Origin of the sequence: Thioalkalivibrio paradoxus ARh 1 (assembly GCF_000227685.2) — a bacterium.
Lineage (GTDB): Bacteria > Pseudomonadota > Gammaproteobacteria > Ectothiorhodospirales > Ectothiorhodospiraceae > Thioalkalivibrio > Thioalkalivibrio paradoxus.
The window spans coordinates 2418024-2442347 of the sequence record NZ_CP007029.1 but is presented as its reverse complement, the minus strand read 5'-3'; the positions used below and the strand labels follow the sequence as shown (position 1 = coordinate 2442347).

Below are 24324 nucleotides of genomic sequence, written 5' to 3'. Positions count from 1 at the left end.
GGGCGTTGGGGCGCGTATCGGACCAGGGGTGGTCATCAGCGCAGCGGGTGGGCCATGCTGGAATATTTCAAGATCACGGTAGGGGCAATCGGCTGGACGCTCGAGGCTCTCGGTGTTCTGGTGATCGTGATCGGAAGCGTGATCGCGATCGCCCGGTTCGTGCGCCGATGGCGGCTCGATGACGAGGACGGACAGGCGTACCGGGAGTTCCGGGTGCGTTTGGGACGCTCGATCCTGGTCGGACTGGAATTCCTGATCGCCGGAGACATCATCCGCACGGTGGTGGTCGATCAAACCCTCGAGGGGCTGGGCGGGCTCGCGATCATCATTTTCCTGCGGATCCTGCTCAGCTTCTCGCTCTTCCTCGAGATCGAGGGCCGGTGGCCGTGGCAGCCGCCCCCGGACCGCCCCTCCAGCTGAACACCGCCGACGCGTCGTTGCCTGTACCCCGCTGCACCGCTTGATGTCGCGCGTCTTCCTGGAAAGCTTCGTCGACCGCCGGGTGGCTGGACGCTCATAACCCTACTATATTCGAGTGAGTGCGGGATGAAGAGGCCGGGGTGGTCGTTCAGCCGGTATACGCGATCCGCGACGGCTAATTATTGCAGCTACACCCGGTTACGCGGCCTTGCCAGCGGTGGTACGCGCCTGTGGAGCCTCGGGAAGACGCGGGTGGCGCGCCGGGATGGCCGGGACAGCCAGAGGGAATGGGAGAAGGATCATGACTGTTGCAAAAGTAACGGAAATCACGGCGGAATCGACCGAGAGCTTCGAGGATGCGATCCGCCAGGGAGTCCAACGGGCGTCGGAGACGCTGCACGGAATTCGCGGTGCCTGGGTCAAGGAGCAGAAGGTCCGGGTGGAGAACGGCGCGATCACGAGCTACCGGGTCGACCTGAAGGTCACCTTCGTACTCGACTGACGCGCGCAGTCGGCAAGGCCGGGATGGCGTCGCTGGCCTGGCGCCGTTTGGCGGTGCTGATTTTCCATCAGCCGGATCAGCGTGAAAGAACCCGGGGCGTGCCCCGGGCGACCCGTAGGGTGGAAGAGCGCAGCGTCATCCGCCACAGGGCGTTCGCAGTGCCCAGGCCCGCGGCACTCCCCAGTGCCGGCTGGCGGATGACGGCCTTCGGCCTTTTCCGCCCTACGCCTCTTTCATCATCGGGGGTGGCCACACGGGTCATGGCAGTTAGCGCGGCTCGGCGGCGCAGGCCGTTGTTGCGGCCGGCGAGCGTGCCGCCCGATTCTTCCGCAAGTGATCATCGCCGTCGATGGCCGGGTCCATGACAGTCGCCAGCGTGGAACAAGCCGAACGCCGTGATCGGCCATGCGCCGCCTGGGTTCCTCTGCCTGCCGGCGCGCGGAGTGGCGCGTTCCTTGACGCGCCGGCGACGATCGCATTTCCGCGCGTACCAGGAAAGCCACTATTGCCCCCGCCACCGGGTACTTCGAAGGTGTCACGATGAGTGCTCGAACCCTCGGCGAACTGGTGGTTTCCCGCGCGGTGGCCGAGGATCAGGCGGCGGTGATCGCGATGGGCCGAGATTCATTCGGCACGACTTCGCGTGCCGATCTCTTCGAACGCGCGCGCCGCCTGGTCGCCGGGCTGCAGCAGGCCGGCCTGGAACCGGGCGGCCGGGTGGTGATCCTCGCGCCCAATAGCGCCGCCTGGGTGATCTCCGCGCTGGGTGTGATGAACGCGGGTGGTGTGGTGGTGCCGCTGGATACCCAGATGCCCCGCGAGGATCTGGAACACGCGTTTTCCGATTCCGAGCCGCGGTTCGTTTTCACCACCTCGAAGCTCAGGGAGCGTCTGCCCGAGGATTTGAGCGACCGACAGATTTATCTGCTCGATGCCGGCGCGGATGCGGAGGAATCGTGGGAAAAGCTACTCGACCACGAACCGGCATCCGCGGTCGCGAAAGCCGACGATGTGGCCGCCATTTTCTACACTTCCGGTACTACTGGCCCGCCGAAGGGCGTCCCGCTGACGCACCGGAACCTGACCAGCAACGTCGAGGCGTTGTGCGCGCAGGAACTCGCCGATCACCGTGACCGGGTACTAGTTCCGCTGCCATTCCACCACGTCTATCCGTTCACGGTCGGTATCCTGATTCCGCTGACGATCGGAGCACCGATCATCGTGCCGTTCTCGCTGGTGGGCCCCCAGATCGTGCGCGCGCTGCGCGACGGCGAGGCCACGGTGATGCTGGGTGTGCCGCGGCTCTACGAAGCGGTATGGCAGGCCCTGGAGGAACGGGTCGCGGCACGCGGCAGGATCGCGGCAGCCGTGTTCCGCCTGATGCTGGGTATCTCGAAGATCGCGCGCCAACGGCTTGGCCTGCGTGTGGGCCGCAAGCTCTTCAACCGCCTGCATGAGCGCCTGGCCCCCCGCCTGCGCCTGGTGGTCGCCGGTGGTGCCGCGCTCGACCCGGAGCTCGGGCGCAATCTGCAGGCGCTGGGCTGGGAGGTGGCCACAGGCTACGGTCTCAGCGAGACTTCGCCGATTCTCGCCTACAATCCACCGGATCGCCTGAAGCTTGCAGCTGCCGGGCTTCCGCTGCCGGGGGTGGAGCTGGCCATCGATGACTCCGGCTCCTCGGACGGGCGCGGCGAAGTGATGGCCCGAGGTCCGAACGTCTTCGCGGGCTACCTGAACCTGCCCGAGAAGACCGCGGCGGTTCTCGACGACGACGGCTGGTTCCGTACCGGCGACACCGGCGAGATCACTGCCGATGGCTACCTGCATCTGCATGGTCGCGAGTCTTCGATGATCGTGCTCTCGGGTGGCGAGAACGTCGATCCGGAGCGCGTGGAGAAAACCCTTCAGGCCGCCGACGACGTCCGCGAGGTTGGCGTTCTCGCGCACGACGATCGTCTGGCGGCGGTCGTGGTTCCTGAGTCCGGTCTGTTGCGCGAGGTGACCGGCGAGGACCTCGAGAAGCGGGTCAAGGCCGCAGTGAAGGAGGCGGCGAAGGAACTGCCGAGTCATCATCGCCCGGGCGTTCTGCGCATGGTGCTCGACCCCCTGCCGCGCACGCGCCTCGGCAAGTTGCGCCGGCACAAGCTGGACGAGCTGTTCGAGAAACTGGGCCAGCAAGACAGCGTTTCCGAGGCGCGCCCAGAGCCGGTTTCGCCGGAATCGATGGCTCCCGAGGACCAGCAGTTGCTGTCCGACCCGAGTGCAGAGCGCACCTGGAACTATCTGGCCGAGCGCTTTCACGATCTCCGCCTGACTCCGGACAGCAGCCTCGCCGAGGAACTGGGGATTGATTCGCTCAGCTGGGTGGACCTGACGTTGGCGCTGCAGGATCGTGCCAGGATCGACCTCGATGACTCGGCGATCGAACGCGTCGAGACGGTCCGGGATCTTCTGCGGGAGGCGGCCGGGGCTGCCGAGGCCAAGGCGGGTAGGGGCGACCTGAAAAAACAGCTCGAGGATCCGGAGTCGCTCCTCGCAGAGGACCAGAGGGAGGATCTCGCGCCTCTCGGCCCGGTCCGCCGGTCCCTCGCCCGCGCGCTGCTGGGGCCTGCGCGGCTGCTGACGTATCTGCTGATGCGCGTCGAAGTGCAAGGACGTCTGCCCGATGACGGCCCGTATCTGATTGCACCGCGCCACCTGAGCTTCGTGGACCCGCTGGCCTTGCTGCCGGCCCTCGACAGGCAGCAACTCGAATCGTTGTACTGGGCGGGTCTGGAGGCCTACCTGTTCTCCAACCGGGTTTCCCGGGCATTCAGCCGAACGGCGCATGTGTTACCGATCGATCCTGGTGCCGCACCGCGCAGGAGCCTGGCCCTCGCCGCGGCCTGCCTGAAGCGCGGGCACAGCTTGATCTGGTTCCCCGAAGGCCAGCGTTCTGCGGACGGTACACTCCAGACCCTGCGCCCCGGAATCGGACTGGTTCTTGCCGCGCAGCCGGTGCCGGTGGTGCCGGTGTGGATCGACGGCACGCGTGAAGTGATGGCCCCGGGGCAGTATTTCCCGCGCCCTGGAAAAAGGGTACGGGTGATCATCGGGGATCCGGTCTCCCCCGAGACCTACGGCACCGATGAACGGGAAATCGTGCGAAACCTGCAGTCCGCGCTGGAGCGCGTGGGTGAAGCATCGGCGTGAATGCCGTGGCACAAGTCCGGAACCTGGATCATGAACACATCTGCCCGAATCCTGACGCTGAACGGGAAGGGTAGAGGGGCAATCGCTTGTGGTTCGAAGCCAGCGCGGCCTCGGTTGCAATCCCCGCGGGCTTCGCAGCCATCGCCACCGTGGCTGGATGCTGATCGCTGGCGGATGGTGGTCCCCCGTCGCGGACCGGGGCAGCCGCAATGCCTCGGGTTTGCAACCGGCTGGGGCGTCGCGCATGCTGATCCGGAACGGTTGCGGCAACCTTCAGAGACACCGAGGCACATTCCTCATGGAAAACGGAAGTTTCTTCCTGACTCTTCTCGTCTGGATCGCCTTCTTCATCGTCGCCATTCCGCTGGTACGGCGCATCCGCCACCCAGACCAGAGACCGCTGGCCGCCTACCTGATCTTCGTGTCGCTGTTCACGCTGGTCGCCGGAATCCTGTTCGCGCTTCTTTCCTGGCTTGCCGTTTATCTGGGCCTTTCCCAGGCGCTGGAACGCGTGGTGCCCGCGATCGTGTTTCTGCTGCTGGTGTTCGCACCCGCGTACCTCGTGGCCGCCTGGCAGGCGCGCAAGCCGCGGTGGCGCAGACCCCCACCGCCCTGAAACGCGGGGACACACGGCCGGCCCGGCGAAGCCGCGAAATCCGCTGGCCGAGTCGCGACTGAATGGTAGCGCGTCCTGCTATGCTCAATTCGGGGTCATCGTCTGCGGCAGCCGCGATTTCGCATGTTTGGTGAAAGCTTCAGCCTGTTCCGGGTCCTGGGGTTCGAGATTCGAGCCAATGTCTCCTGGCTGTTTCTCGCCCTGCTGATTACCTGGTCGCTCGCCGAGGGCCTGTTCCCCTACGCCTACCCGGAACTGGCGCCGCTCACCTACTGGCTGATGGGCCTGGCGGGCATGCTGGGGCTGTTCTTCTCGCTGCTGTTCCACGAGCTCAGTCATTCCGTGGTCGCGCGCAGTTACGGGCTCCGGGTGCGCGGGATCACGTTGTTCCTGTTCGGCGGCATGGCGGAGATGGTGGGCGAGCCGAAGGAGCCGCGGGTCGAGTTCTGGATGGCGATCGCGGGGCCGATCGCGAGCCTGTTTCTTGCGGTCGCCTTCTACCTGCTCGGCGCCGGGATGCACGCGGCCGGCGTGCCGGAACACCTGGCCGGCGTTGTGTACTACCTGGGGTTCATCAATTTTCTGCTGGCCGTATTCAACATGGTGCCCGGATTTCCGCTGGACGGTGGGCGCGTGCTCCGCGCCGCCCTCTGGCACCTGAAGGGCGACCTGCGCTGGGCGACGCGCTGGGCATCGCGCATGGGTCAGGGGTTCGGGCTGTTGCTGGTTGCACTCGGGGTCGTGAGCTTCGTGGCCGGCAACTTCATCGGCGGCATGTGGTGGTTCCTGATCGGTTTGTTCGTGCACGCGGCCGCCGGTATGGGCTACCGCCAGTTGCTGATGCAGCAGGCGCTGGCCGGGCGCAGCGTGCGCCGTTTCATGACTGCCAATCCGGTTACGGTGCCTGCCGAGACCAGCATCCGTGATTTCGTCGAGGACTATGTCTATCACCATGCCTTCGACCTGTTCCCGGTGGAGCGAGACGGACGGCTCGTGGGGCATGCCGGGCTGCGCGAGGCGAGACAGGTTGCCAGGGGGGACTGGGACCACACGCGCATCGGGGAGGTGTGTCGCGAGGCCGGCGAAGGAGCCACCGTGTCGGCCGATGAGGATGCGAACGAAGCACTCGAACGCATGCAGGGGCAGAGGGCCAGCCGCCTGATCGTGACCGACGGGGATCGGATCGTCGGTATCCTGGCGCTGAAGGATCTTCTGCACTTCCTGCAGGTGCGTTCCGAGCTGGAGAAGGGCTGAACCCAGGCGGCTGATGGCGTTGGATCGATACGCCTTGTGCTACGGGCGTTCGCGGGTGAGCACCGTTTCCACAACGTTGCTTCCGGAGGCGGTGGTCCGGCAGCGGTGGCGGGTGGTGCTGGAGGATGGCGCCCGCGGTGCGATCAGGTGGCGCGGTCATGGCGCAATCCCCCGACGGCGGGAGTCGAAGCTCGGGGCCGGGCGGCCCCGGGTCAGCTCTTGGCCCGGTTCGTTCTCGCCCGGCGCAGGTTGATGCCGGTGGAGATCACCCCCATGTGGCTGAAGGCCTGCGGGAAGTTCCCGAGGAAAGCACCGGTCGAAGGGTCGATCTGCTCCGGCAGCAGGCCCAACGGATTGGCTCGCGCGCACAGCGAATCGTACAGATCGCCCGCTTCGTCGAGACGCCCTTGACCGGCGAGGTTGTCCGCCAGCCAGAAGCTGCACAACAGGAACGCGCCTTCGTGGCCTGGCAGGCCGTCCGGCGACTCTTCCGGGAGATAGCGGTAGAGCAGCCCGTCGCCGGCCCCGAGCCGGCGTATCACCGCCCGGGTGGTGGCCACCATCTTGGGGTGGTCGGTGGGAATCACGCCGCGCAGCGGCAGTGCCAGCAGGCTGGCGTCGATTCCGCCGCCGCCGAGGTGCTCGGTCAGCGACTGCAACCGCGGATCCCAGGCGTGTTCCAGGATGGCGTTGCGGATGCGCGCCGCCTCCTTCTGCCAGCGTTCGGCGTCGCCTTGCGAACCCTTGCCTTGCGCCAACCGTGCGCCACGGTCGAGCGCCACCGCGCACAGTGCCGCGGAGTAGGTGAACGGCCGGCCCGGGGTGCGTACCTCCCAGATCCCGTGGTCGGGCGTTTGCCATTCCGCGGCCGCCGCTTCGACGAGTCGCCGGAGTCGGGCCCAGAGCGCGTCGTCCAGCGTGCCGCCCCAGCGCACCCAGCGGTAGGCGCAATCCAGGATCTCGCCGAACACGTCGTGCTGGCGCTGGTTGGCCGCGGCGTTGCCCCAGCGCACCGGGGCCGACCCGCGATACCCCTCGAGGCCGGTCTCGATGAACTCGGGTGGCGGTGACTGCCCGTCGACGTCGTAGAGCACCCGCGGCCGCCCGGCGCGGTCGACCGCGTCGAGTACCCATCCGAGAAAGCCGGCGGCCTCGTGCCCCATGCCGATGCGGTCCAGGGCGTAGACCGAAAACGCGGCGTCCCGGATCCAGGCGTAGCGGTAGTCCCAGTTGCGCGGGCCGCCGATGGCCTCGGGGAGCGACGAGGTGGGCGCCGCGATCATCGCGCCGGTTGCGGTGTAGTCCATCAATTTCAGCGTGATCGCGGAGCGCCGCACCAGCGCCTCCTGCGGCCCTTCGTAGTGGTAGTGACGCAGCCAGTCGCGCCAGACCGCAGCCGTTGCGGCCAGCGTCTCCCCGGGCGTGTGCGGGTGGAAGCGGTGGGGCCCCGTGCCCCAGGACAGCAGCAGGTGGTGGCGAGCGCCCGCGGCGAGGTCGTACAGGCTCTCGCTACCCTCCAGCGGCAGCGACGATCCGAGATGCAGCTCGAACTCCGGCCGGCGCTCCAGGCCAATGCCGAGCCCGCCCGCGCGCGGGAAACAGCGCAGGCCGCCCCAGGGCTGCACGCGCACGCGCAGTTTCACCCGGCCTTCGAGCACCTCGATCATGCGCAGCAGCTCGCCGCGTCCCGCCGGCGCGTCCTCCGAGAGGTCCGCACCGGCGCGCAGCGTCAGGCAGTCGGTCACCCGCACCCGGCCCTCCGGGCCGGTCATCTCGGTGATCAGAATCGCGGTGTGCGGCTCGTAGTGCTGGCGCGCGCCGGTCAGCGGTTCTGGTGCCACGGTGAAGGCCCCGCCGCGTTCCCGGTCGAGCAGCGCGCAGAACAGCGGCTCGGAGTCGAAGCGGGGCACGCAGAGCCAAGAGATCGCGCCGTCGCGGCCGACCAGCGCGGCCGTGCTGCCATCGCCGATCAGGCCATGGTCCTCGATCGGCAGGTAGCCGTTCTGCCGGCGGGGAAGCTGATCGGCGATCGTCATCGCGCTGTCTCGCTGTTGGTGCAAGGGGCGTTCATCGGGCCAGAATCGCGACCGATTCCGCGGGAAGCGCGATGGCTTCTCCGTCGAGGGCGGCATCCGGCGATGATGCCAGCAGTATCCGGTGCCCCGCGAGCTGCGCGCAATGGAGCCGCCGGTCGCCCCCGGCCAGATTGCAGGCGACGATCACAGCGGGGCGCAGCACGATCAGCCAGCGCTGCTGCTCGTCGAAACATACCCGGATCGTATCCAGGCGGTCATCGGCGAACGCGGGGTGGCTGCGCCGCAACGCGATCAGCTTCCGGTGCCAGGCGAGCAGCGCCGCGTGCTCTGCTCTGTCGAGTTCGGTCCAGTCGAGCCGCGAGCGTTCGAAGGTGGCGCGGTCCTGCGGATCGGGGATGCGTTCGGGGTCCCAGCCGAACGCGGCGAACTCCTCCCGCCGGCCCTTGCGCACCGCTTCGCCGAGGTCGGGGTCGGGGTGGTCGGTGAAGTACAGGAACGGTGTCTTCGCCCCCCATTCCTCGCCCTGGAACAACAGGGGCACGAACGGGGCGGTCAACACCAGTGCCGCGCCGACCTTCAGCAGCCCGGCGGAAAGCAGGTGACTGCTGCGCTCGCCCGCGGCGCGGTTGCCCACCTGATCGTGGTTCTGCAGGCAGCCGACGAAACGCCGTCCCGGAAGGCCGGTCGCCGGGCGTCCGTGCCTGCGCCCGCGGTAGACGGACCGCACGCCGTCGTAGGCATAGCCGCGGGTGAGCACCCGCTCCAGGTGCCCGATGGTGCCGAAGTCGGCGTAGTAGCCGTCGCGCTCCCCGGTCAGCAGCGCGTGCAGCGCGTGGTGGAAATCGTCGTTCCACTGGGCGTCGAGCCCGTAGCCCCCGGCCTCCACCGGGCGGATCAGCCGCGGGTCGTTCAGGTCGCTCTCGGCGATCAGCACCCGGTGACGCCCGGTCTCGGCCTCGAGCCGGCGCACCTCGGCCGCCAGCTCCTCGAGGAAATGGATCGCCGAGGTGTCGACGATGGCGTGCACTGCGTCGATGCGCAGCCCGTCGAAACGGTAGTCGCGCAGCCACATCAGCGCGTTGTCGAGGAAGAAGCGGCGGACCGCGTCGCTGTGGGCCCGGTCGAAGTTCACCGCGTCGCCCCAGGGCGTGCGGTACGCGTCGGTGAAATAGGGGCCGAAGCGGCCAAGGTGATTCCCCTCGGGCCCCAGGTGGTTGTAGACGGCGTCGAGCAGCACCGCGAGCCCGCGCGCGTGGCAGGCGTCGACCAGCCGTTTCAGCCCGTCCGGCCCGCCGTAGGCATGATGCGGGGCGAACAGGTTCACGCCGTCGTAGCCCCAGCCGCGCTCGCCTGGGAACTCCTGCACCGGCATCAACTCGACGTGGGTGATCCCGAGATCGACCAGGTGATCGAGCCGGTCGATCACGCCGTCGAAGCTGCCCTCGTCGGTGAAGGTGCCGACGTGGATCTCGGCGATGACCGCTGCGGCCAGCGGCGGCGGCTGCCAATCGCGATCGTTCCACTCGAACCGGCCGTGATCCACCCAGCGCGACGGCCCGTGCACCCCCTGCGGCTGCCAGCGCGAGCGCGGGTCGGGGAACGGCCCGGCTCCGTCCAGGTGGAACGCGTAGTCCTCCCCGTGCGCGAGCTGTGGCACCTCCAGGCGCCACTCGCCGCCTTCCTGGCGGTGCATCGGGCGCCGGGCGCTACCGTATTCGAGTTCGACCCTCCGGGCGTGCGGAGCCCATACCGTCAGCAGCGTCACCGGGTTTCCTCCATCTGTTCACCTGATTATCACGGATGCTCCGCAATTTGGAACGGACCGTCTTCGAAACCACCGTCATCGCGAGGAGCGACGCCATGAGCCGCGAGCAAAGCGCGGCGGGGCGTGGCGATCCAAACGGCGTAAGCATTCCCGACGCCGGATGGGTTGCCGCGCTGCGCTCGCAACGACGCCCGACGCAGAGCGGTGTCGTGCTCGCCGCAGAGGTTTCGGGACAATTAACGCGAAAAAACCTGACGTTCGCCTCTCGGCGATCTGTAGGGCGGAAGAGCGCAGCGTCATCCGCCGCTCGGCGTTCGCGTTTCCCTGGCGCCTGCGGCAACCCCGGCGCCGGATGGCGGATGACGGCCTTCGGCCTCTTCCGCCCTACCATTCTTTCATGGTCGGGGGTGGCCCTCGCCATGGAAGTTGGCTCCGTTCGAGCAGGGCGACGGGGAACGCCGCGAGCATCTCTTGCAGGCTGCGGTCGCCACCCTCGACGGTTGTGCCGTCGAGGCGGTTCACCCAGGTTCCGGGCGGGACGGGAAGAACGGTATCCTGCCAGTCGCCGTCGAGGCCGAGTACCAGGCGCGGCACGACCACCAGCACATCGCCGCCGCGCAGGAAAGCGACCGCGTGGTCGGCACGCGGCCCCCTTGCGATGATCGGCTCATAGGACCCCTCGGAACCGAACCCCTGCGGCCTGCGCCGGCGCAGCGCCAGGGCCTCCCGAATCACCCACAGCTTCGGCAGTCCCTCGTCGGCGCGGGCGAGCATCTCCGCGGGGTGCAGCGTGTCCAGCGCGTCGAGCAGGGCTGCACGCCGTGCGAAGTCGACCGGCCTCCGGTTGTCCGGGTCGACCAGGCTCAGGTCCCAGAGCTCGGTGCCCTGGTACAGGTCCGGGATGCCGGGCGTGGTGAGCTTCAGCAGCAGCTGCGCCAGCCCGTTGACCCGCCCCGGGAACACCAACGGCTGCACGAAGTCCTCGAGTTCGGTCCGGAACGCCGCGTCGGCGAGCAGCGCCTTCGCGAACGCCTGCAGCGCCTCCTCGAACCCGACGTTCGGTCGCGTCCAGTTCGTGTGCCGTTTCGCCTCGCGCACGGCCTTCTCGAGGTAGGCCTCGATGCGTTCGCTGTCGATTGGCCAGGCGCCGACCAGCGTCTGGTAGAGCAGATACTCGGTGGCGGGGTCGGGCCCGTCGTCGCGCCGGTACCGGGCGTTGCGCCGGAACCAGTCGTTCACCTGCGACGCCCAGCGCCCGGGGATCTCGGAGAGGAGCAGCAGGCGCGCGCGTACGTCCTCGCTGCGCTTGGTGTCGTGGGTCGAGGTCGTGAGCATCGCCTGCGGGTGCCGCTGCAGCGCCTCCCGGCAGGCCTGGTGGAACTCGGCCGGCGCGATGCCGAAGCGGTCGGGATCACCGCCGACCTCGTTCAGCGCGAGCAGGCGCGGGAAGCGGTAGAACGCCGTGTCCTCGACGCCCTTGGCCATCGCGGGCCCGGTCAGTTGCTGGAAGCGGAGCGCCAGCTCGGTCTCGAGCTCGCCTTCGATCTGCACCAGCAGCAGCCGGCGCAGGAACCGCAGCAGCTCCGGGTCCAGTTCGGGCGCGCGCTCCGCCGCCTGCTCAAGGGCCCGGTCGACCTGCGCGGCATCCTCGGACGAGGCTCCGCCGTCGGCGGTCACGTAGCTGCGGTAGACCGGGAAGCAGGCCGCCACCTCGAGCAGCGCCCGGTAGAGCTGGTCGCGGGTGTAGTCGCGGTGGCGCCGGTGCCGCTCGCACACGGCGACGAACAGCGAGGTCAGCCGGTGCAGCTCGCTGCCCAGCAGCTCCCGCAATACCTGCCGCTTGCAGTCGTAGACGAGGTCGGGGAAACCGACCGTCTCCCCGGTCAGCGCGGCGCAGAGCCGGGTCAGCGGTTCCTCGCCGCGCGGGTCGACGAACAGCCCCTGCGCCCGGTTCAGGAAGTCGTACCCGGTCGTGCCCGCGATCGGCCAGTCCTCGGGCAGCGCCTCGCCGGGCTCGAGAATCTTCTCGGCGACGATCCAGACGTCGGGGCAGGCGGCCCGCAGCCTCTGGAAGTACTGCGCGGGATCGCGCAGCCCGTCCGGGTGGTCGATGCGCAGGCCCTGCGCCTCGCCCTGCTGGACCCAGCCGATCGGTAATTCGTGCACCGCCTGGAAGACCTGGTCGTCCTCGACCCGCAGCCCGGCGAGATCGTCGATGTCGAAGAAGCGCCGGTAGCCGAGGTCCTGCCGTGCCGTCTGCCACCAGGCCAGCCGGTAGTTCTGCTGCTCCAGCAGCGCATCGAGCGCGTCGGGATCCGCGTTCAGCCGGTCCACCTCGACCTGGATCGCCGCCAGCGCCTCGGCATCCTTGCGACAGGCCGCTGCCAGCAGCAGGTGGATCACGCGCTGGTCGCGCCGCCGGCGCTCCGCCGGACCGCGCGCGGTGACCTGGGGCCGCGGCAGGCGCGCGCAGGACTCGGCGAGGAACCCCAGCATCTCGATGCCGCTGTGCCCGTAGGCCCGGTAGAGCAGGTCGCGCAGCGACGAGGGATCCAGCGGGAATCGGTGCTCGTGGTAGTGCAGGGTGAACAGGCCGCCGTCATCGCGCAGCTGCAGCTCGCCGGCTTCTAGCACCCTCCCGTAGTGGTCCCCGAGCACCGGCAGCAGGACCTTGTTCGGCCAGCGCTCCTCCGAGGCTTCCCAGTCCACGTCGAAAAAGGTGGCGAAGCGGCTCGAGGGCCCGTTCTCGAGCACGTCCCACCACCAGGGGTTCTGGTCGCCGGCCACCGCCATGTGGTTGGGCACGACGTCCAGCACCTGCCCCATGCCGGCTTCCTGCAGCGCTGCGGTCAGGCGCCGGCGCGCGTCTTCGCCGCCGAGTTCGTCGTTCACCCGGGACGGGTCGACGACGTCGTAGCCGTGCAGGCTGCCGCGCACCGCCTGCAGGAACGGCGACAGGTAGACGTGGCTGACGCCGAGCCGCGCGAGGTAAGGCACGATGCCCGCCGCGTCGTCGAGCGTGAACCCCGGGTGCAGCTGGAGCCGGTAGGTCGCAATCCACTCAGCAGACACAGCGCAGCACCACTGCCGACCGCGCCGCGGCCTGCAGCGTGGCCCCCGCTGGCACGATCTCCTTGGTTTCGGCCCAGCCCGTTTCCGTATCGATCTCCAGGATCCAGGTGTCCGCCCACTTGCGCCCCGGCAGCACGAAATCGAGTGGGTCGTCGTGGGCGTTGAAGATCAGGAAGAAGCGGTCGTCGACGATCCGCTCGCCTTGCGGACCGGGGGCGGTCATCGAACGGCCGTTGATGAACACGCCGAGCGATTTCGCGAAACCCTCGCCCCAGTGTTCCTCCGCCATCTGTTCGCCGTCCGGCTTGAACCAGGCGATGTCCTTCACGTCGTCGCCATGAATCGCGCGCCCCTGGAACCAGCGCCGGCGCCGGAACACCGGGTGGTCCAGCCGCAGCCGGATCAGCCGGCGCGTGAACGCCAGCAGGTCCTCGTCGACCTGCTCCCAGTCGAACCACGAGACCTCGTTGTCCTGGCAGTAGGCGTTGTTGTTGCCCTGCTGGGTACGCCCGATCTCGTCGCCGCCGAGCAGCATGGGTACGCCTTGCGACAGCAGCAGCGTGACCAGGAAGTTGCGCTGCTGCTTGCCGCGCAGGGCGTTGATCTCGGTGTCGTCGGTCGGCCCCTCGGCGCCGCAGTTCCACGAGCGGTTGTAGTCCGCGCCGTCGCGGTTGTCCTCGCCGTTGGCCTCGTTGTGCTTCTCGTTGTAGGACACCAGGTCGCGCAATGTGAAGCCGTCGTGCGCGGTGACGAAGTTGATGCTCGCGTGCGGCCGCCGTGCCGACGATTCGTAGAGGTCCGAGCTGCCGGTCAGGCGGTAGGCGAACTCCCCGAGCGTCCGGTCCTCGCCGCGCCAGAAATCGCGCACCGTGTCGCGGTACTTCCCGTTCCACTCGGACCACAGCGGCGGGAAGTTGCCGACCTGGTAGCCGCCCTCGCCGAGATCCCAGGGCTCGGCGATCAGCTTCACCTGGCTGATCACCGGATCCTGCTGGATGACGTCGAAGAACGCGGAGAGCCGATCCACCTCGTGCAGCTCGCGTGCCAGCGTCGCGGCGAGATCGAAGCGGAAGCCGTCGACGTGCATTTCCAGCACCCAGTAGCGCAGCGAGTCCATGATCAGCTGCAGCACATGCGGGTGGCGCATGTTCAGGCTGTTGCCGGTGCCGGTGTAGTCCAGGTAATGGCGCGGGTTGTCGGCGATGAGGCGGTAGTAGGCCGCGTTGTCGATGCCCTTCAGGCTCAGCATCGGGCCGAGGTGGTTGCCCTCGCTGGTGTGGTTGTACACCACGTCCAGGATCACCTCGAGGCCGGCCCGGTGCAGCGTCTTCACCATGTTCCGGAACTCCTGCACCTGGCCGCCGTCCGCGCCGCTGGCGGCGTACTCGTTGTGCGGCGCGAGATAGGCGATGCTGCTGTAACCCCAGTAATTGCGCAGCCCGCGCTCCTTCAGGAACGCGTAGTGGATGAACTGGTGCACCGGCATCAGCTCGACCGCGGTGATCCCGAGCCGCGTCAGGTACTCGACCGCGGCCGGGTGGGCGAGGCCGGCATAGGTCCCGCGCAGGGCCTCCGGCACCTCCGGGTGACGCGCGGTGAAGCCTTTCACATGCGTCTCGTAGATCACCGTCTCGTGCCAGGGGGTGCGGGGATGGCGGTCGTCCTCCCAGTCGAACGCGGGGTCGATCACGACCGACTTCGGCACGAACGCCGCGCTGTCGTCCTCGTTCAACAATCCTTCGGGATCGTCGAAGCGGTAGGGAAACACCGCTTCGTTCCAGCGCACCTGGCCATCGACCGCCTTGGCGTAGGGATCGAGCAGCAGCTTCGCCGGGTTGCAGCGGTGGCCGCGGTCCGGATCCCAGGGGCCGTATACCCGGTAGCCGTAACGCTGCCCCGGCCCAACCTCCGGCAGGTAGCCATGCCAGCACAGCGCGGTGACCTCGGTCAGATCGTGCGCGGCGGTCTGCCTGCCGTTCGCGTCGAACAGGCAGAGCTCCACGCGCTCCGCGATCTCCGAGTACAGCGAGAAGTTCGTGCCCTTGCCATCGAACGTGGCCCCGAGCGGGTAGGGCTCACCCGGCAACGGCACCGCCACCGGCGGTTTGCTCACACTGGAATCCCGCTTCATCGTGTCCTCGCGATCCGGCCCGGCAACCGGGCGTGACGTCGGACGCACGGAATCGCGGACCAGCAGGCAGCGGTGCACCGCCCACGCGATCCCGGACGCAAACCCAGAGTTCACTCCCGATCAGCATAGGCCGTCGAACGGGGGAATGCGCAATGGAACGCCCGCTCCCACCCGCACGAAAGGGCTCGGGGGGGCGAGGGACACAGGGATGCATGCCCTGCCAGACGGCTCCTGCCACCAACACCGGAATCGCATAGATTGTGCCGACGCAGGAGGCACAACGATTCACGCTGCCAAAGCCCCGGATGCGGGGCAGTACAGGGGAAGGCGATCGTTCGGGATCGTAGGGGGCTTGCGGAAGCGTGAACTATAGGCTGGTCTAAACGCCGAAACGGGCACGTCCCACGGAAGCACCGAATCAGCTAAGCCTGGATCTAAGGGCGCGCGTGTCGTACTTCTCTCCAGACTGGCGCGGGGTGACGCCGGTTGCGAAGCGTACACAGGGGGTGTGCGGGTCGTGTGATAGGTCCTCGAAGAAGCCATTTTGTGGCGCCGACGCCATTGGGAGAGCGGCAGGCAACAGCGCGGGCACGGTAGGGCTTGATGTCCGTGACTCGCCGGGGTCGAAGAGCATGGCACATACACAAGGATCAACCCGGAATCTGGGAGGGCTTTTTCTGAACCTTGCCAGCGAGGCGGTGGGACAGACGCGGTAGAAAAAGTCCGGATGCGCGCGCATTGTGTCGGACGGGCGGGTGGAAGGGTAGACGGTGCCCGTAAACTCCTTCAAATACCCGTCACGGCCGAGTTGAACGACAAGTACGGCGGCCGGTGGGCACGGGCCGGATGCTGGATCCTGCAAGCCCTGCGGAACAGGCCATCCAGGGCTTATGTATATTGCAAGCGAGTGACTCATGTATGCTCACTTGATGTTTGAAAATACACCCTGACACGCCTAGATAATAATATGTAAAAAAGAATAACGAAGCTTGTAAAAATAGCCGCTAGTACATACGCACTTGTATCGTGCAATTCTTCACGAAAAGATTCTATAGAAAAGGGGGCGACACAAGCAATAAAATACGATGCAACGAACAAGAACCGCGAGCTACGCCAGCGTCTGGCAAGAAGTATAGCCGAGACGGAAGCAGGCACCATAAGACCAACAATCACGAATAACTCGAACAGGTTCTTGGCTGCGCCGTACTGCCACGCGGGATCACCACTCGGGGTGATTGATCCCGTTAGAGTTGCGCCGAGAGTTAGCAAAGGAGAAAGCAGGCCTGCGATAAACATCAGTTTTAGAGCAAATGGCATTTCGAGAAATGAGCTAATCATAATAGACATCTGTATTACCACCATCCTATTACATTAATGACGCCCGCTGCTCCTACCGAGAGCCCGAGACCTCTTCTGTGTATCGGGTTCAGGCTTGAGTTAAGCCCTACCTGTCCGCCATAAGAACTTCCAGTGCCATCAAAGTTGTAGCCACCGCCACCTCCATAAGTGAAATTGGAGCCGCCGAACGATCCGCCGATCCCAATGGATCCGCCCGCGCTAAACCCGGTTGAGGGGGGCTTCAAAGTCGAGCATGCCGCACCATATGGCCCATCCGTCCTTGCCCCGCCTGTCGGCCCTTGATCAAATGGATCAAGCGCACCGCCCCCACCAATCCCAACTCCCAGTTGCCCACCGATAAACCATGTACCAGTATCATTGCGACCAAATATGACACCCCCGCCAATGCCCGCAAAAGCATTTAAACTTACTGACCAAAGCCCATGTGGGTCGAGCCAATTTAGAGGATCGTTGAGGACGTAGCCGTAGAGGTTGGGGTCGCCGCCGGCGAAGCGGATGGGGTCCTTGGCGGTCCAGCGGCCCGTGCTGGGGTCGTAGTCCCGGGCTCCGAAGCGGACCAGGTTCGTGTGTTGATCCAGCAGACCACCTGCAAAGCCGAAGGGCTGGAAACCAGGGTTGGTGTCCTGCAGCACATTGCCCCAGGCGTCGTAATCGATCCGCTGGACCACCTCCCCTGTGCCCACGTTCACCACCAGGCGCGGGCTCCCGAGCTGGTCAGAGAGAATCCGGTAGGTCGCGTCATCGCGGATCATAAAGTCAGGCACGTGGGCGTGCTCGGCGTACACGAAACGGCTGACCACCTGTCCCGAGCCATCCAGTTCCGCGATCGGATTCAGCTGGTCACGGTACAGGAAGCCCTGGACGAGAGCGCCGTTCACCCGCTTGCCCACCCGCCGGTTGCGCCCATCGGTCAGGTATTCGATCCGCAGATCCCCGGGCAGGTGTACCTGCTGCAGATTGCCGACTTCGTCGTACACATACCGTGTCTCCACGCCGCCGTCCGTCCTGCTTGCCAATTCGCCGTTCTCCGAGTATTCGAACTGCGCCTGCCCGTAGGCCAGCATACGGTCCTGACCATCGTAGACGGCGGCCTGCAGACCGTTCACGTGCGTGCGGTTGCCGTTCGCATCGTATGTGTACGTCACTGCAGTGCCATCTCGGGAGACCGTCGCAAGCCGCCCCGCGACATCATAAGAATAGGAGGTCCTCGTCAGGCCGCCTTCGATCAGAGCCGTCTCCTCGATCACACGGCCGACGGCGTCGCGGGAATAGCCGAACTCGGCTAACACGCCCGTAGCGCCCGCCGCCCGGATCGAAACGATCTCGCCGAAAGCATTGTAGTCGAGTACCGTGCTCACCAGGCCCAGGCTGCTACCGATGACTCTCCCGTTTCCGGGATCGCGTGCAAGGCTCAGGTCACCCGCCCCGATCAGGAGTCCGTCGCTGTCGTGCTGGTAGGCGATGCCCTGGCCGTTCACCGACCGTTGCGTGACCCAGAAATTGTGATCGTAGGACTGGGATACCGACCCGTTGACCGCCCCGGCCCAGGTCTCACTCAAGGGAAGGAAGCCATCCCAGGAATAGGCAAGGCCGATCCCCGTGGGGGAATCAATGGATGCGAGCTGTCCAGTTTCGGGATGGAATCCGAACCGGTACTCGCCCGTGGAGACCTGGAGGCTGTCCGGGCGCCCGCCGGCATCGTAGAAGAACCGTAGCGCCTGCCCGTCCGGCCGCTCGATCGCGGTCAACTGGCGATCGCGGTTGTATTGGTACCGCGTGATCGTATCCACGCCCGGAAGGGCCGGCGGTAAGTACCGTTGTTCCAGATTCACCTGCGTGTATTCGAACAGGTGCGCCTCACGTCCCGGCGGGACCAGCGCCGCAAGGTTTCCGGCGGGGTCATAGGCGTAACCGATTTCGCGCCCGTCCGGCAACGTCTCACGAACGATACGGCCCGCGGAATCGTATGCGTAGCCTCGGGTCCGTGAAAGCGGGTCCGACACCGTCGCGACCTGGCCCGATTCGTTGTAGCTCAACGCATGGACCCGGTCCCCGGCGGCGCCCTGGATAATGCGGGTCAGTCGCCCCCTGGCATCCCGTTCGTACGCCACAGGCGCCAGCCCGGCAATCGTGTCTCTCTGGATCCGGCTACGCGCATCGAGTTCGATACTGCGCTGCCGCCCCTGCGGGCTCGTGATCAGCCAGGTGCGATCCGCGGCACTGAAACGGGCCTGGGTCATTCGTCCGTTGCTAGTGACAATCTCCACCAGTTCGCTATGGCTCAGCGGGTCGCCCGCCTGTCCCAGCATCGCGGTGCGCTGCGTCGTGGTCTGCTGGACACGTCCGCTCGGCGTGCGAAGCGTCACGCTGGACGGCACCGGACTGCTCATGCCGAAGCGCGGGTCCGGACCCTTCAGGATCTCTGCCAACGTGCCGTCCGCCGCGGTGAAGATGCGCCGCCCACCGGTATTCAGCGCCAGGGTTTCCCGGGTCCCGTCCGGGAGAAGGTTCTCGCGGAATCGGTTGCCAGTCGGGGTCTGTTCCACGCGGTAACGGGTCGCGCGTCCCTCGGCCGAGGTCATTCCGACCTCGTAGCCATTCGCGATGGCCCCACGGGTGATGTTCCAGCCACCGCCGGCCGGGTCTCCGGTGCCCGCGAGCCGCCCGAGCGCATCGTACGTGTAGGCGGACTGGAAGCCTCGCGGATCGGTGAGACCCGTCAGCAGGCCGCCTGCCCCGTAGGCGAAATGGCTCGTCTCTCCCATCGGGTTCGTGACCGAAGCGAGGTACCCGTGCGCCCCCACGGACACCACCGTACGCTGACCATCGGGGCCCACGATGGCGACCACGTCTCCAGTGGCATCCCGTTCGATCCGTGTCCGGTTGCCATCCCCATCCTCGATCTGCACCAGCAGCCCGCGAACGTCGTAGCCGAAGACGTAACGCAGCGCGCCGGTCACATTGTCCACGGTGCGCAGGTGGCGCCCGGAGTGGTCGAAAACATAGTGCTCGCTGCCGTCCCGCGAAGCGACCATACGGGCGCCGCCCACCGTCCCGCCCAGGCTCGATGCGATGCGCCGGACGCGCCGGTTACTGGAGTCGGCCAGGTACAGCGAGCCATCGGGGCCGAAGCTGATTTCGGTGCCCCCGATTGTGGCCCGCTCGGCGAGCCCTCCGTCGCCGGTGAATCCCGACTGTCCGGTTCCGGCCACGGTGCGGATGATGCCATCCGGGGTCACCAACCGGATGCGGCGATTGTCGATGATGTCGGCAATCGCGATCGTACCGTCGGACGCAGCCGTGACGGCGCTCACACGCCCCATGCAGGCCAATGTCGCATCCCCTCCGTCACCGCTGAAGCCGTTGCAGACCCTGCCCGCTGCCCGGTGGATGATGCCATCGGGTCCCACCCGAAACACCGTGTAATTGTGCGAGTCGATGTACAGGTCTCCCTCGGGGCTGACCGCCACGTCATAGATCCGGTCGATGCGTGCCTGCACCGCGGGCCCCCCGATCCCGCCGATGCCAGAGCCGCCGTTGCCAGCGACCGTCCGGATGATCCCGTCGGGCCCGATCCTCCGGACCCGGTGTGTGCGGAAGTCGCCCACGTACAGGCTGCCGTCGGCGCCGACCGCGATGCCGCGCGGGTCGATGAAACTCGCGTTCACGGCGGGCCCGCCATCACCGGCAAAGGTGCTGGACCCGTTTCCGGCCACGTGATGTACGGTGCCGTCCGGATTGGCCCGAAAGATTCGAGGTCCGCCGTTGCGGCGCGTAAAGAACACGGACCCGCCGGCATCCACCGCGACGTTCAAGATGCCGGAGTTGCCGGCGGTCCCGGGAACGGTCGAAATCACCCCTCGCACGTCGACCTTGCGCACCCGATCGCCGGCCGCCAGGAAGATCGAGCCGTCCGGTGCGATCGCGACGTCGTAGGGCCCGTTGATCCCGGCCTCCAGCGCTGGCCCGCCATCGCCGGTATTCGTGCCATTCCCGTTTCCGGCCACAGTGGTGATCAGGGCGCCCACGTCCTTCGCACTGCGCCGCGTCCCATCGCCCTTGTACAGCACCGCGTCGGGTGCACTGTACATATGATGGGCGTTCAGGCTCCAGCCGCCGAGACCAAGGACCCGGGCGTCCACAGCACCGAGCATCGGCCGGGACTCGCGCCAGAGGGTGATCTCATGGCGGCGCCGGTCTCCGGAAAGAATGCCCAGGCCGGTCGCCGCAAAGCTGCGCGAGAAATTCGCGGGAGCGTAATAGACAGCCCGATAGACATACCCGACCCGCACCGTTGCCGTCTGGGCGGACGGCAGTTCCCGGCCAAAGGCATCCTTGCCGTCCCAGACGAACGTGTGGACCTGGTTCGGGTGGCCGGCGAAGCTCTGGTGGAACCGCCGGCCGGCCACCTCGATCTGCAGATCTATCCGCTGCAGGCTCGCGGGCACCTGGCTGCCACTGAGCGGGATGCGGAGGCTGCGCGCCGCCTGCCGCCCCGGAACCCGGTCGCTGCGGTAATTCAGCGAGAACGGTGTACCGGCCACAGGCACCGACTGGCCCAGCACCTGGTTCTGGCATTCGATGATTGAACCACTGCGGCAATCCGGCTCATCCTCCCGCTCGTCGATCTCCGGTTCGGGTACCCGGGGCGGCTCCGCATCCGGAGGCGGGCCATAGGGCCAATTATAGTCCCAGGGGGTGAAGTGCTCGGTCGGCACGCGCCAGAGACTCTGCCCTGGGGCATAGAGATCGGCGAGCGCGCGGCGCTCGTGCGCGTCGATTGCGAGCGCCGCAAGCTCAGACTCGGTGGCGGCGGCACCGGAACCGGTCACGTCCAGCACCGCCGCTCCGCCTTCGACCGAGAGCACCCGAATGATCCGGCCGTTGTCGGATGCGATCCACGCCGCCTTGTCACGGTCGTACCAGCCAGCGGGCACGATCCCGCCCACCGGGAAGTCGAGGAAGTTTTCCACGTACACCGGGACCGGTCGGTCGAAGCGAACCTCAGTGGCTCCCGCCGTCATCGCCTCGTCCACCGAGAGTTCCACGGCATAGGTATAACCCGATGTGGGCGGCAGCTCTCCGGGCATGGCTGCGGCTCCGCTCTCCCCCACCGTGTACTCTGTTGCGCGAACACTCATGCGCGTGATGGGCAGCGAGCTGCCGTCGGCAAACCGCAGCTCCGCTGTGGTCCCCTGCGGAAACAGGATCGTGGCCTGCCGTGTGCCGTCGGTGTCGCTCACCACGCTGCCGCGGGCGGCCTGGACCGGTACATCGGCCGCGAGATCGATGCTGCTGACGGCCGGGTCGAGAGGGATCAGCACCACGTCGGGTGCCCAGACGTAGTCCAGCCAGGGCACCCGGACCTGCCTCTGGACCGGAAGATAGCCCGGCTTGTCATATCGCACCGCGAGATGGCCTCCACCGTTCACGGCCATGTCGAAGCCGCCGTCCAGCCGGCTGAGGGTGTGGCCGAGGTCATCGTGGTCCTTCACCGTGATGCGCACCCCGGCGAGCGGCTGCCCGTCCCGCGCGGTCACTCTGCCGCGCAGCACGGCCGCACGATGCTCGGTGATCGTTCCGGGCACCACTCCGCGCTGAATGGGATTGTCCCCGGTGTAGAGGAAGGCGGTCGCGACCAGCAGCTCCGGAACGCCGCCTTCATCCAAAGGCGGGGCGACCGTGGCCGGATCCGGCGGCAGAGGGCCTTGGTCTATGCCGGTTGCACCGGGTACATCTAGCACGACGGGTGTGCTGCGGTTCCCGGCACGGTCGACCACGACGAGTTCAAGGCTCTCATCCGGTGAGGCGTCAACGATCAGCGCGAAGCTGCCGTCGGCGGCGACTGGACTGCTGGCCACAGCGCCGGTGTGCGTGTTCTGCAGATGAATCCGCGCGTCCGCCTCGGCACTGCCCACGCCGCCGGTCACGGAGACCTGGCCAGCGCTGACATCGCCGACCCGGACCTGATCGGCCTCCACCGGAAGCGGGGGCACCGTATCGAGGACGATCGTGGCCTGCAGTTCGCCGACGTTCCCGGCGCGGTCGACCGCCACGAAGGACAACGTGTTCGGGCCTTCGACCAGCTCCACCGGGTGATCGAAGCGGTGCTCCAGCCCCAGCGCCACGGCCTCGCCTTCGATCGTCAGTTCCACCGGTTCGCTGACCAGCCCATGCAGCCGGGTCTGCACCTGATTGGTGAAGCCACCCGGCTCTGGCGACGTCAGTGTGATCACCGGCGGGATGGTGTCGACCGTGAACCGGCGCTCCGCGAACGCGGAGACGTTTCCGGCACGGTCCGCAACCACCGCCCGCAGCGTCACCTCCCCTTCGTGAACGGTCGACTCAGGGACGCACTCCGCGCCGTCGGCGGCGTGCGCACAGGAGACCGGGAGATTCTTGTGGTCCACCGTAAGCGCAAGCGAGTCCGGGTCGACCCCGGATCCCACGTCGCTGTACCGCAGCACGATCGGCGGTCTCGCGGTGTTCTCGAAGCTGTTTTCTGCAGGCGCGACGATCGCGATTTCGGGAGGGGTCACGTCCGCATAAGCGGACAATGCCCAAACACGGCCCCGAAAGGACGGATGTGTACGCAGATCCAGGCTGACGCCCCAGTCACCATGGGCCGAGATCCGCTGCAGCGTGGAGGCACCCGCGACCCAGGCCGATCCATCCGCCGGATCGACCGCCAGCGCCTGCACCGTTTCCGTACCGTACAGGGGCTGCAGGGCGAAATGCTCGTGGCCCGAGGCATCCAGCAACCACAGCCAGGTACCATCCGTTGCCCAAAGGGCCCCCGCCTGGTCGGCTGTGATAAGCCGGATGTCGCTGCCCTCCTGCGTGAACTGCAACGTGCCGTCGATCGCATAGCGGCGAAGACCCCCTGCGCCGCCCACCCAGACAGCGTCTAGGCTGGCATCGAATGCGATCGTGCGGGCATCGAATCCTTCGCCCAGAAGCATCTCTCCCGCAGGCTCTCCCTGCAGTGTCCAGGCACTGAGCCTGTCGGGGCCTGCGACCCACGCAGTCCTTCGCCCGGAATCCAGCGCCATGGCACGCAGAGGTTGCGCCAGCGGGTGGTGGAGCAACTGGACACCCCGCCAGTCAAAGACCGTCAAGCTGCCGAGACGCGCCAGCCAGATGTCGCCACTGGCCTCGTCGATCGCCAGATCGAGGTGCACTGGGTTGGAATTTCCCCGGCCGCCATGGTCCACGGGGATCGTCATCGAGACCTGCCCGCCGGGATCGAGCGCATACAGGCTGCCGCGGCCATAGGCCCAGGCGGTCCCCCGTCGCAGATCTGCGGCCACGGCATTCAATTCCCCTGTGCCGTAATCCGAGAAGAGGATCGCCCCGTCGACCGCGTCGACGAGCAGGGCGCCGCCCGTGGCTCCCACCCACAAGGACGCGCCGGGCGTGGTGGCGCGATCCTCTTCCTGCACGCCAGCGCCGATGGGATCCGAGTCCTCGTTGCCCTGGGTGCCCACGGTCCACGCGGGGATCAGCAGCAACAGCGCGAGGGCATGGACCGCGGACCGCCATCCGCGCCGCCGCGCGGGACCACGATTACCGTCCGATTGACCCGCCGAGGTTTTTTTCTGCCCGCGCGTACCTGCCCGGTTCGTTCCTTCCATGGAGACGCTACTCCCTTGCCTGATCGTTTCCGGATGCGCAGGGAGGCCGTTGGCGGCTAAACGTGGTGCGATCGAGGGGCGGATACGTCTCCGCCCCAATCGGGCCGGACTAACACGGGTTTCAAGGCCACCGGCGGTGGCACCCGGACATCCAGTCCCTAGCGATGCAGCCGTACGCACACTCCCTGTGCGACTAAAAGCAAAAAGAAGTACCACAGCGCTGCCCGGGGGCACAAGCGCGGCGGCCGGAAGCATTCGGTCCGATGGTCTGAGGAATTGGCGAGGACACGGGATTTATCCGCAGGTCTTCGCCGCGTCAAAACGCGGAGAGCCGGTTCACCTC

11 protein-coding genes and 1 pseudogene are annotated in these 24324 nt (G+C 67.0%); 6 read left to right on the top strand and 6 right to left on the bottom strand.

The genetic code is table 11. From position 1 onward, the window contains the following. The first annotated feature begins 54 nt into the window (after positions 1 to 54). The 5 genes from THITH_RS10935 (at position 55) to THITH_RS10915 (ending at position 5984) form a co-directional block, all read left to right on the top strand. Positions 55 to 420 carry a DUF1622 domain-containing protein gene (locus THITH_RS10935; RefSeq protein ID WP_006748049.1) on the top strand — a complete coding sequence of 122 codons (366 nt, stop codon included), beginning with the start codon at positions 55 to 57 and terminating at the stop codon, positions 418 to 420. 301 nt (positions 421 to 721) lie between these two features. Further along, on the top strand, positions 722 to 922 hold the full coding sequence (locus tag THITH_RS10930) for a dodecin family protein (protein WP_006748050.1): 201 nt from the start codon (positions 722 to 724) through the stop codon (positions 920 to 922). Positions 923 to 1462: 540 nt separating this feature from the next. Then, positions 1463 to 4114, top strand: a complete 2652-nt coding sequence (locus THITH_RS10925; protein ID WP_006748051.1) for an AMP-binding protein — start codon at positions 1463 to 1465, stop codon at positions 4112 to 4114. Positions 4115 to 4412: 298 nt separating this feature from the next. Then, positions 4413 to 4730: a hypothetical protein gene (locus tag THITH_RS10920; RefSeq protein WP_006748052.1), complete on the top strand. Its 318-nt coding sequence runs from the start codon at positions 4413 to 4415 to the stop codon at positions 4728 to 4730. A gap of 123 nt (positions 4731 to 4853) precedes the next feature. Next, entirely contained in the window at positions 4854 to 5984 is a 1131-nt protein-coding gene (locus THITH_RS10915; protein WP_006748053.1) for a site-2 protease family protein, read from the top strand. A gap of 212 nt (positions 5985 to 6196) precedes the next feature. Here the strand turns inward: THITH_RS10915 and THITH_RS10910 are convergent, their stop codons facing one another. Together THITH_RS10910 and treZ are read right to left on the bottom strand one after the other, a co-directional pair. Next, positions 6197 to 8020: a glycoside hydrolase family 15 protein gene (locus THITH_RS10910; RefSeq protein ID WP_006748054.1), complete on the bottom strand. Its 1824-nt coding sequence runs from the start codon at positions 8018 to 8020 to the stop codon at positions 6197 to 6199. 31 nt (positions 8021 to 8051) lie between these two features. Next, positions 8052 to 9785, bottom strand: a complete 1734-nt coding sequence (gene treZ, locus THITH_RS10905; RefSeq protein ID WP_006748055.1) for a malto-oligosyltrehalose trehalohydrolase — start codon at positions 9783 to 9785, stop codon at positions 8052 to 8054. A 235-nt stretch (positions 9786 to 10020) separates the two neighbouring features. Here treZ and THITH_RS19740 point away from each other — a divergent pair. Then, positions 10021 to 10203, top strand: a pseudogene (locus THITH_RS19740) (hypothetical protein); the annotation flags it as partial. Here the strand turns inward: THITH_RS19740 and treY are convergent. The 4 genes from treY to THITH_RS10890 all read right to left on the bottom strand — a co-directional run bounded on the left by treY (position 10170) and on the right by THITH_RS10890 (position 23981). Next, positions 10170 to 12857 carry a malto-oligosyltrehalose synthase gene (gene treY, locus THITH_RS10900; protein WP_006748056.1) on the bottom strand — a complete coding sequence of 896 codons (2688 nt, stop codon included), beginning with the start codon at positions 12855 to 12857 and terminating at the stop codon, positions 10170 to 10172. The pseudogene THITH_RS19740 and the gene treY overlap by 34 nt on opposite strands. Next, positions 12847 to 14988 (bottom strand): glycogen debranching protein GlgX, encoded by a 2142-nt coding sequence (gene glgX, locus THITH_RS10895; RefSeq protein WP_006748057.1) that lies wholly within the window; start codon positions 14986 to 14988, stop codon positions 12847 to 12849. The genes treY and glgX overlap by 11 nt, the downstream gene beginning before the upstream one ends. A gap of 912 nt (positions 14989 to 15900) precedes the next feature. After that, positions 15901 to 16335 carry a hypothetical protein gene (locus THITH_RS18575; RefSeq protein WP_156925522.1) on the bottom strand — a complete coding sequence of 145 codons (435 nt, stop codon included), beginning with the start codon at positions 16333 to 16335 and terminating at the stop codon, positions 15901 to 15903. A gap of 5 nt (positions 16336 to 16340) precedes the next feature. Then, positions 16341 to 23981, bottom strand: coding sequence for an NHL domain-containing protein (locus THITH_RS10890; RefSeq protein WP_006748058.1), 7641 nt, complete (start codon positions 23979 to 23981; stop codon positions 16341 to 16343). Between the last annotated feature and the right edge of the window lie 343 nt (positions 23982 to 24324).

Excerpts from the sequence above, each read along its gene's own strand:
- THITH_RS10935 (WP_006748049.1), top strand. The coding sequence starts at position 55 with ATGCTGGAATATTTCAAGATCACGGTAGGGGCAATCGGCTGGACGCTC.
- THITH_RS10930 (WP_006748050.1), top strand. The coding sequence starts at position 722 with ATGACTGTTGCAAAAGTAACGGAAATCACGGCGGAATCGACCGAGAGC.
- glgX (WP_006748057.1), bottom strand. The coding sequence starts at position 14,988 with ATGAAGCGGGATTCCAGTGTGAGCAAACCGCCGGTGGCGGTGCCGTTG.
- THITH_RS10920 (WP_006748052.1), top strand. The coding sequence starts at position 4,413 with ATGGAAAACGGAAGTTTCTTCCTGACTCTTCTCGTCTGGATCGCCTTC.
- THITH_RS18575 (WP_156925522.1), bottom strand. The coding sequence starts at position 16,335 with ATGTCTATTATGATTAGCTCATTTCTCGAAATGCCATTTGCTCTAAAA.
- THITH_RS10910 (WP_006748054.1), bottom strand. The coding sequence starts at position 8,020 with ATGACGATCGCCGATCAGCTTCCCCGCCGGCAGAACGGCTACCTGCCG.
- THITH_RS10925 (WP_006748051.1), top strand. The coding sequence starts at position 1,463 with ATGAGTGCTCGAACCCTCGGCGAACTGGTGGTTTCCCGCGCGGTGGCC.
- THITH_RS10915 (WP_006748053.1), top strand. The coding sequence starts at position 4,854 with ATGTTTGGTGAAAGCTTCAGCCTGTTCCGGGTCCTGGGGTTCGAGATT.
- THITH_RS10890 (WP_006748058.1), bottom strand. The coding sequence starts at position 23,981 with ATGGAAGGAACGAACCGGGCAGGTACGCGCGGGCAGAAAAAAACCTCG.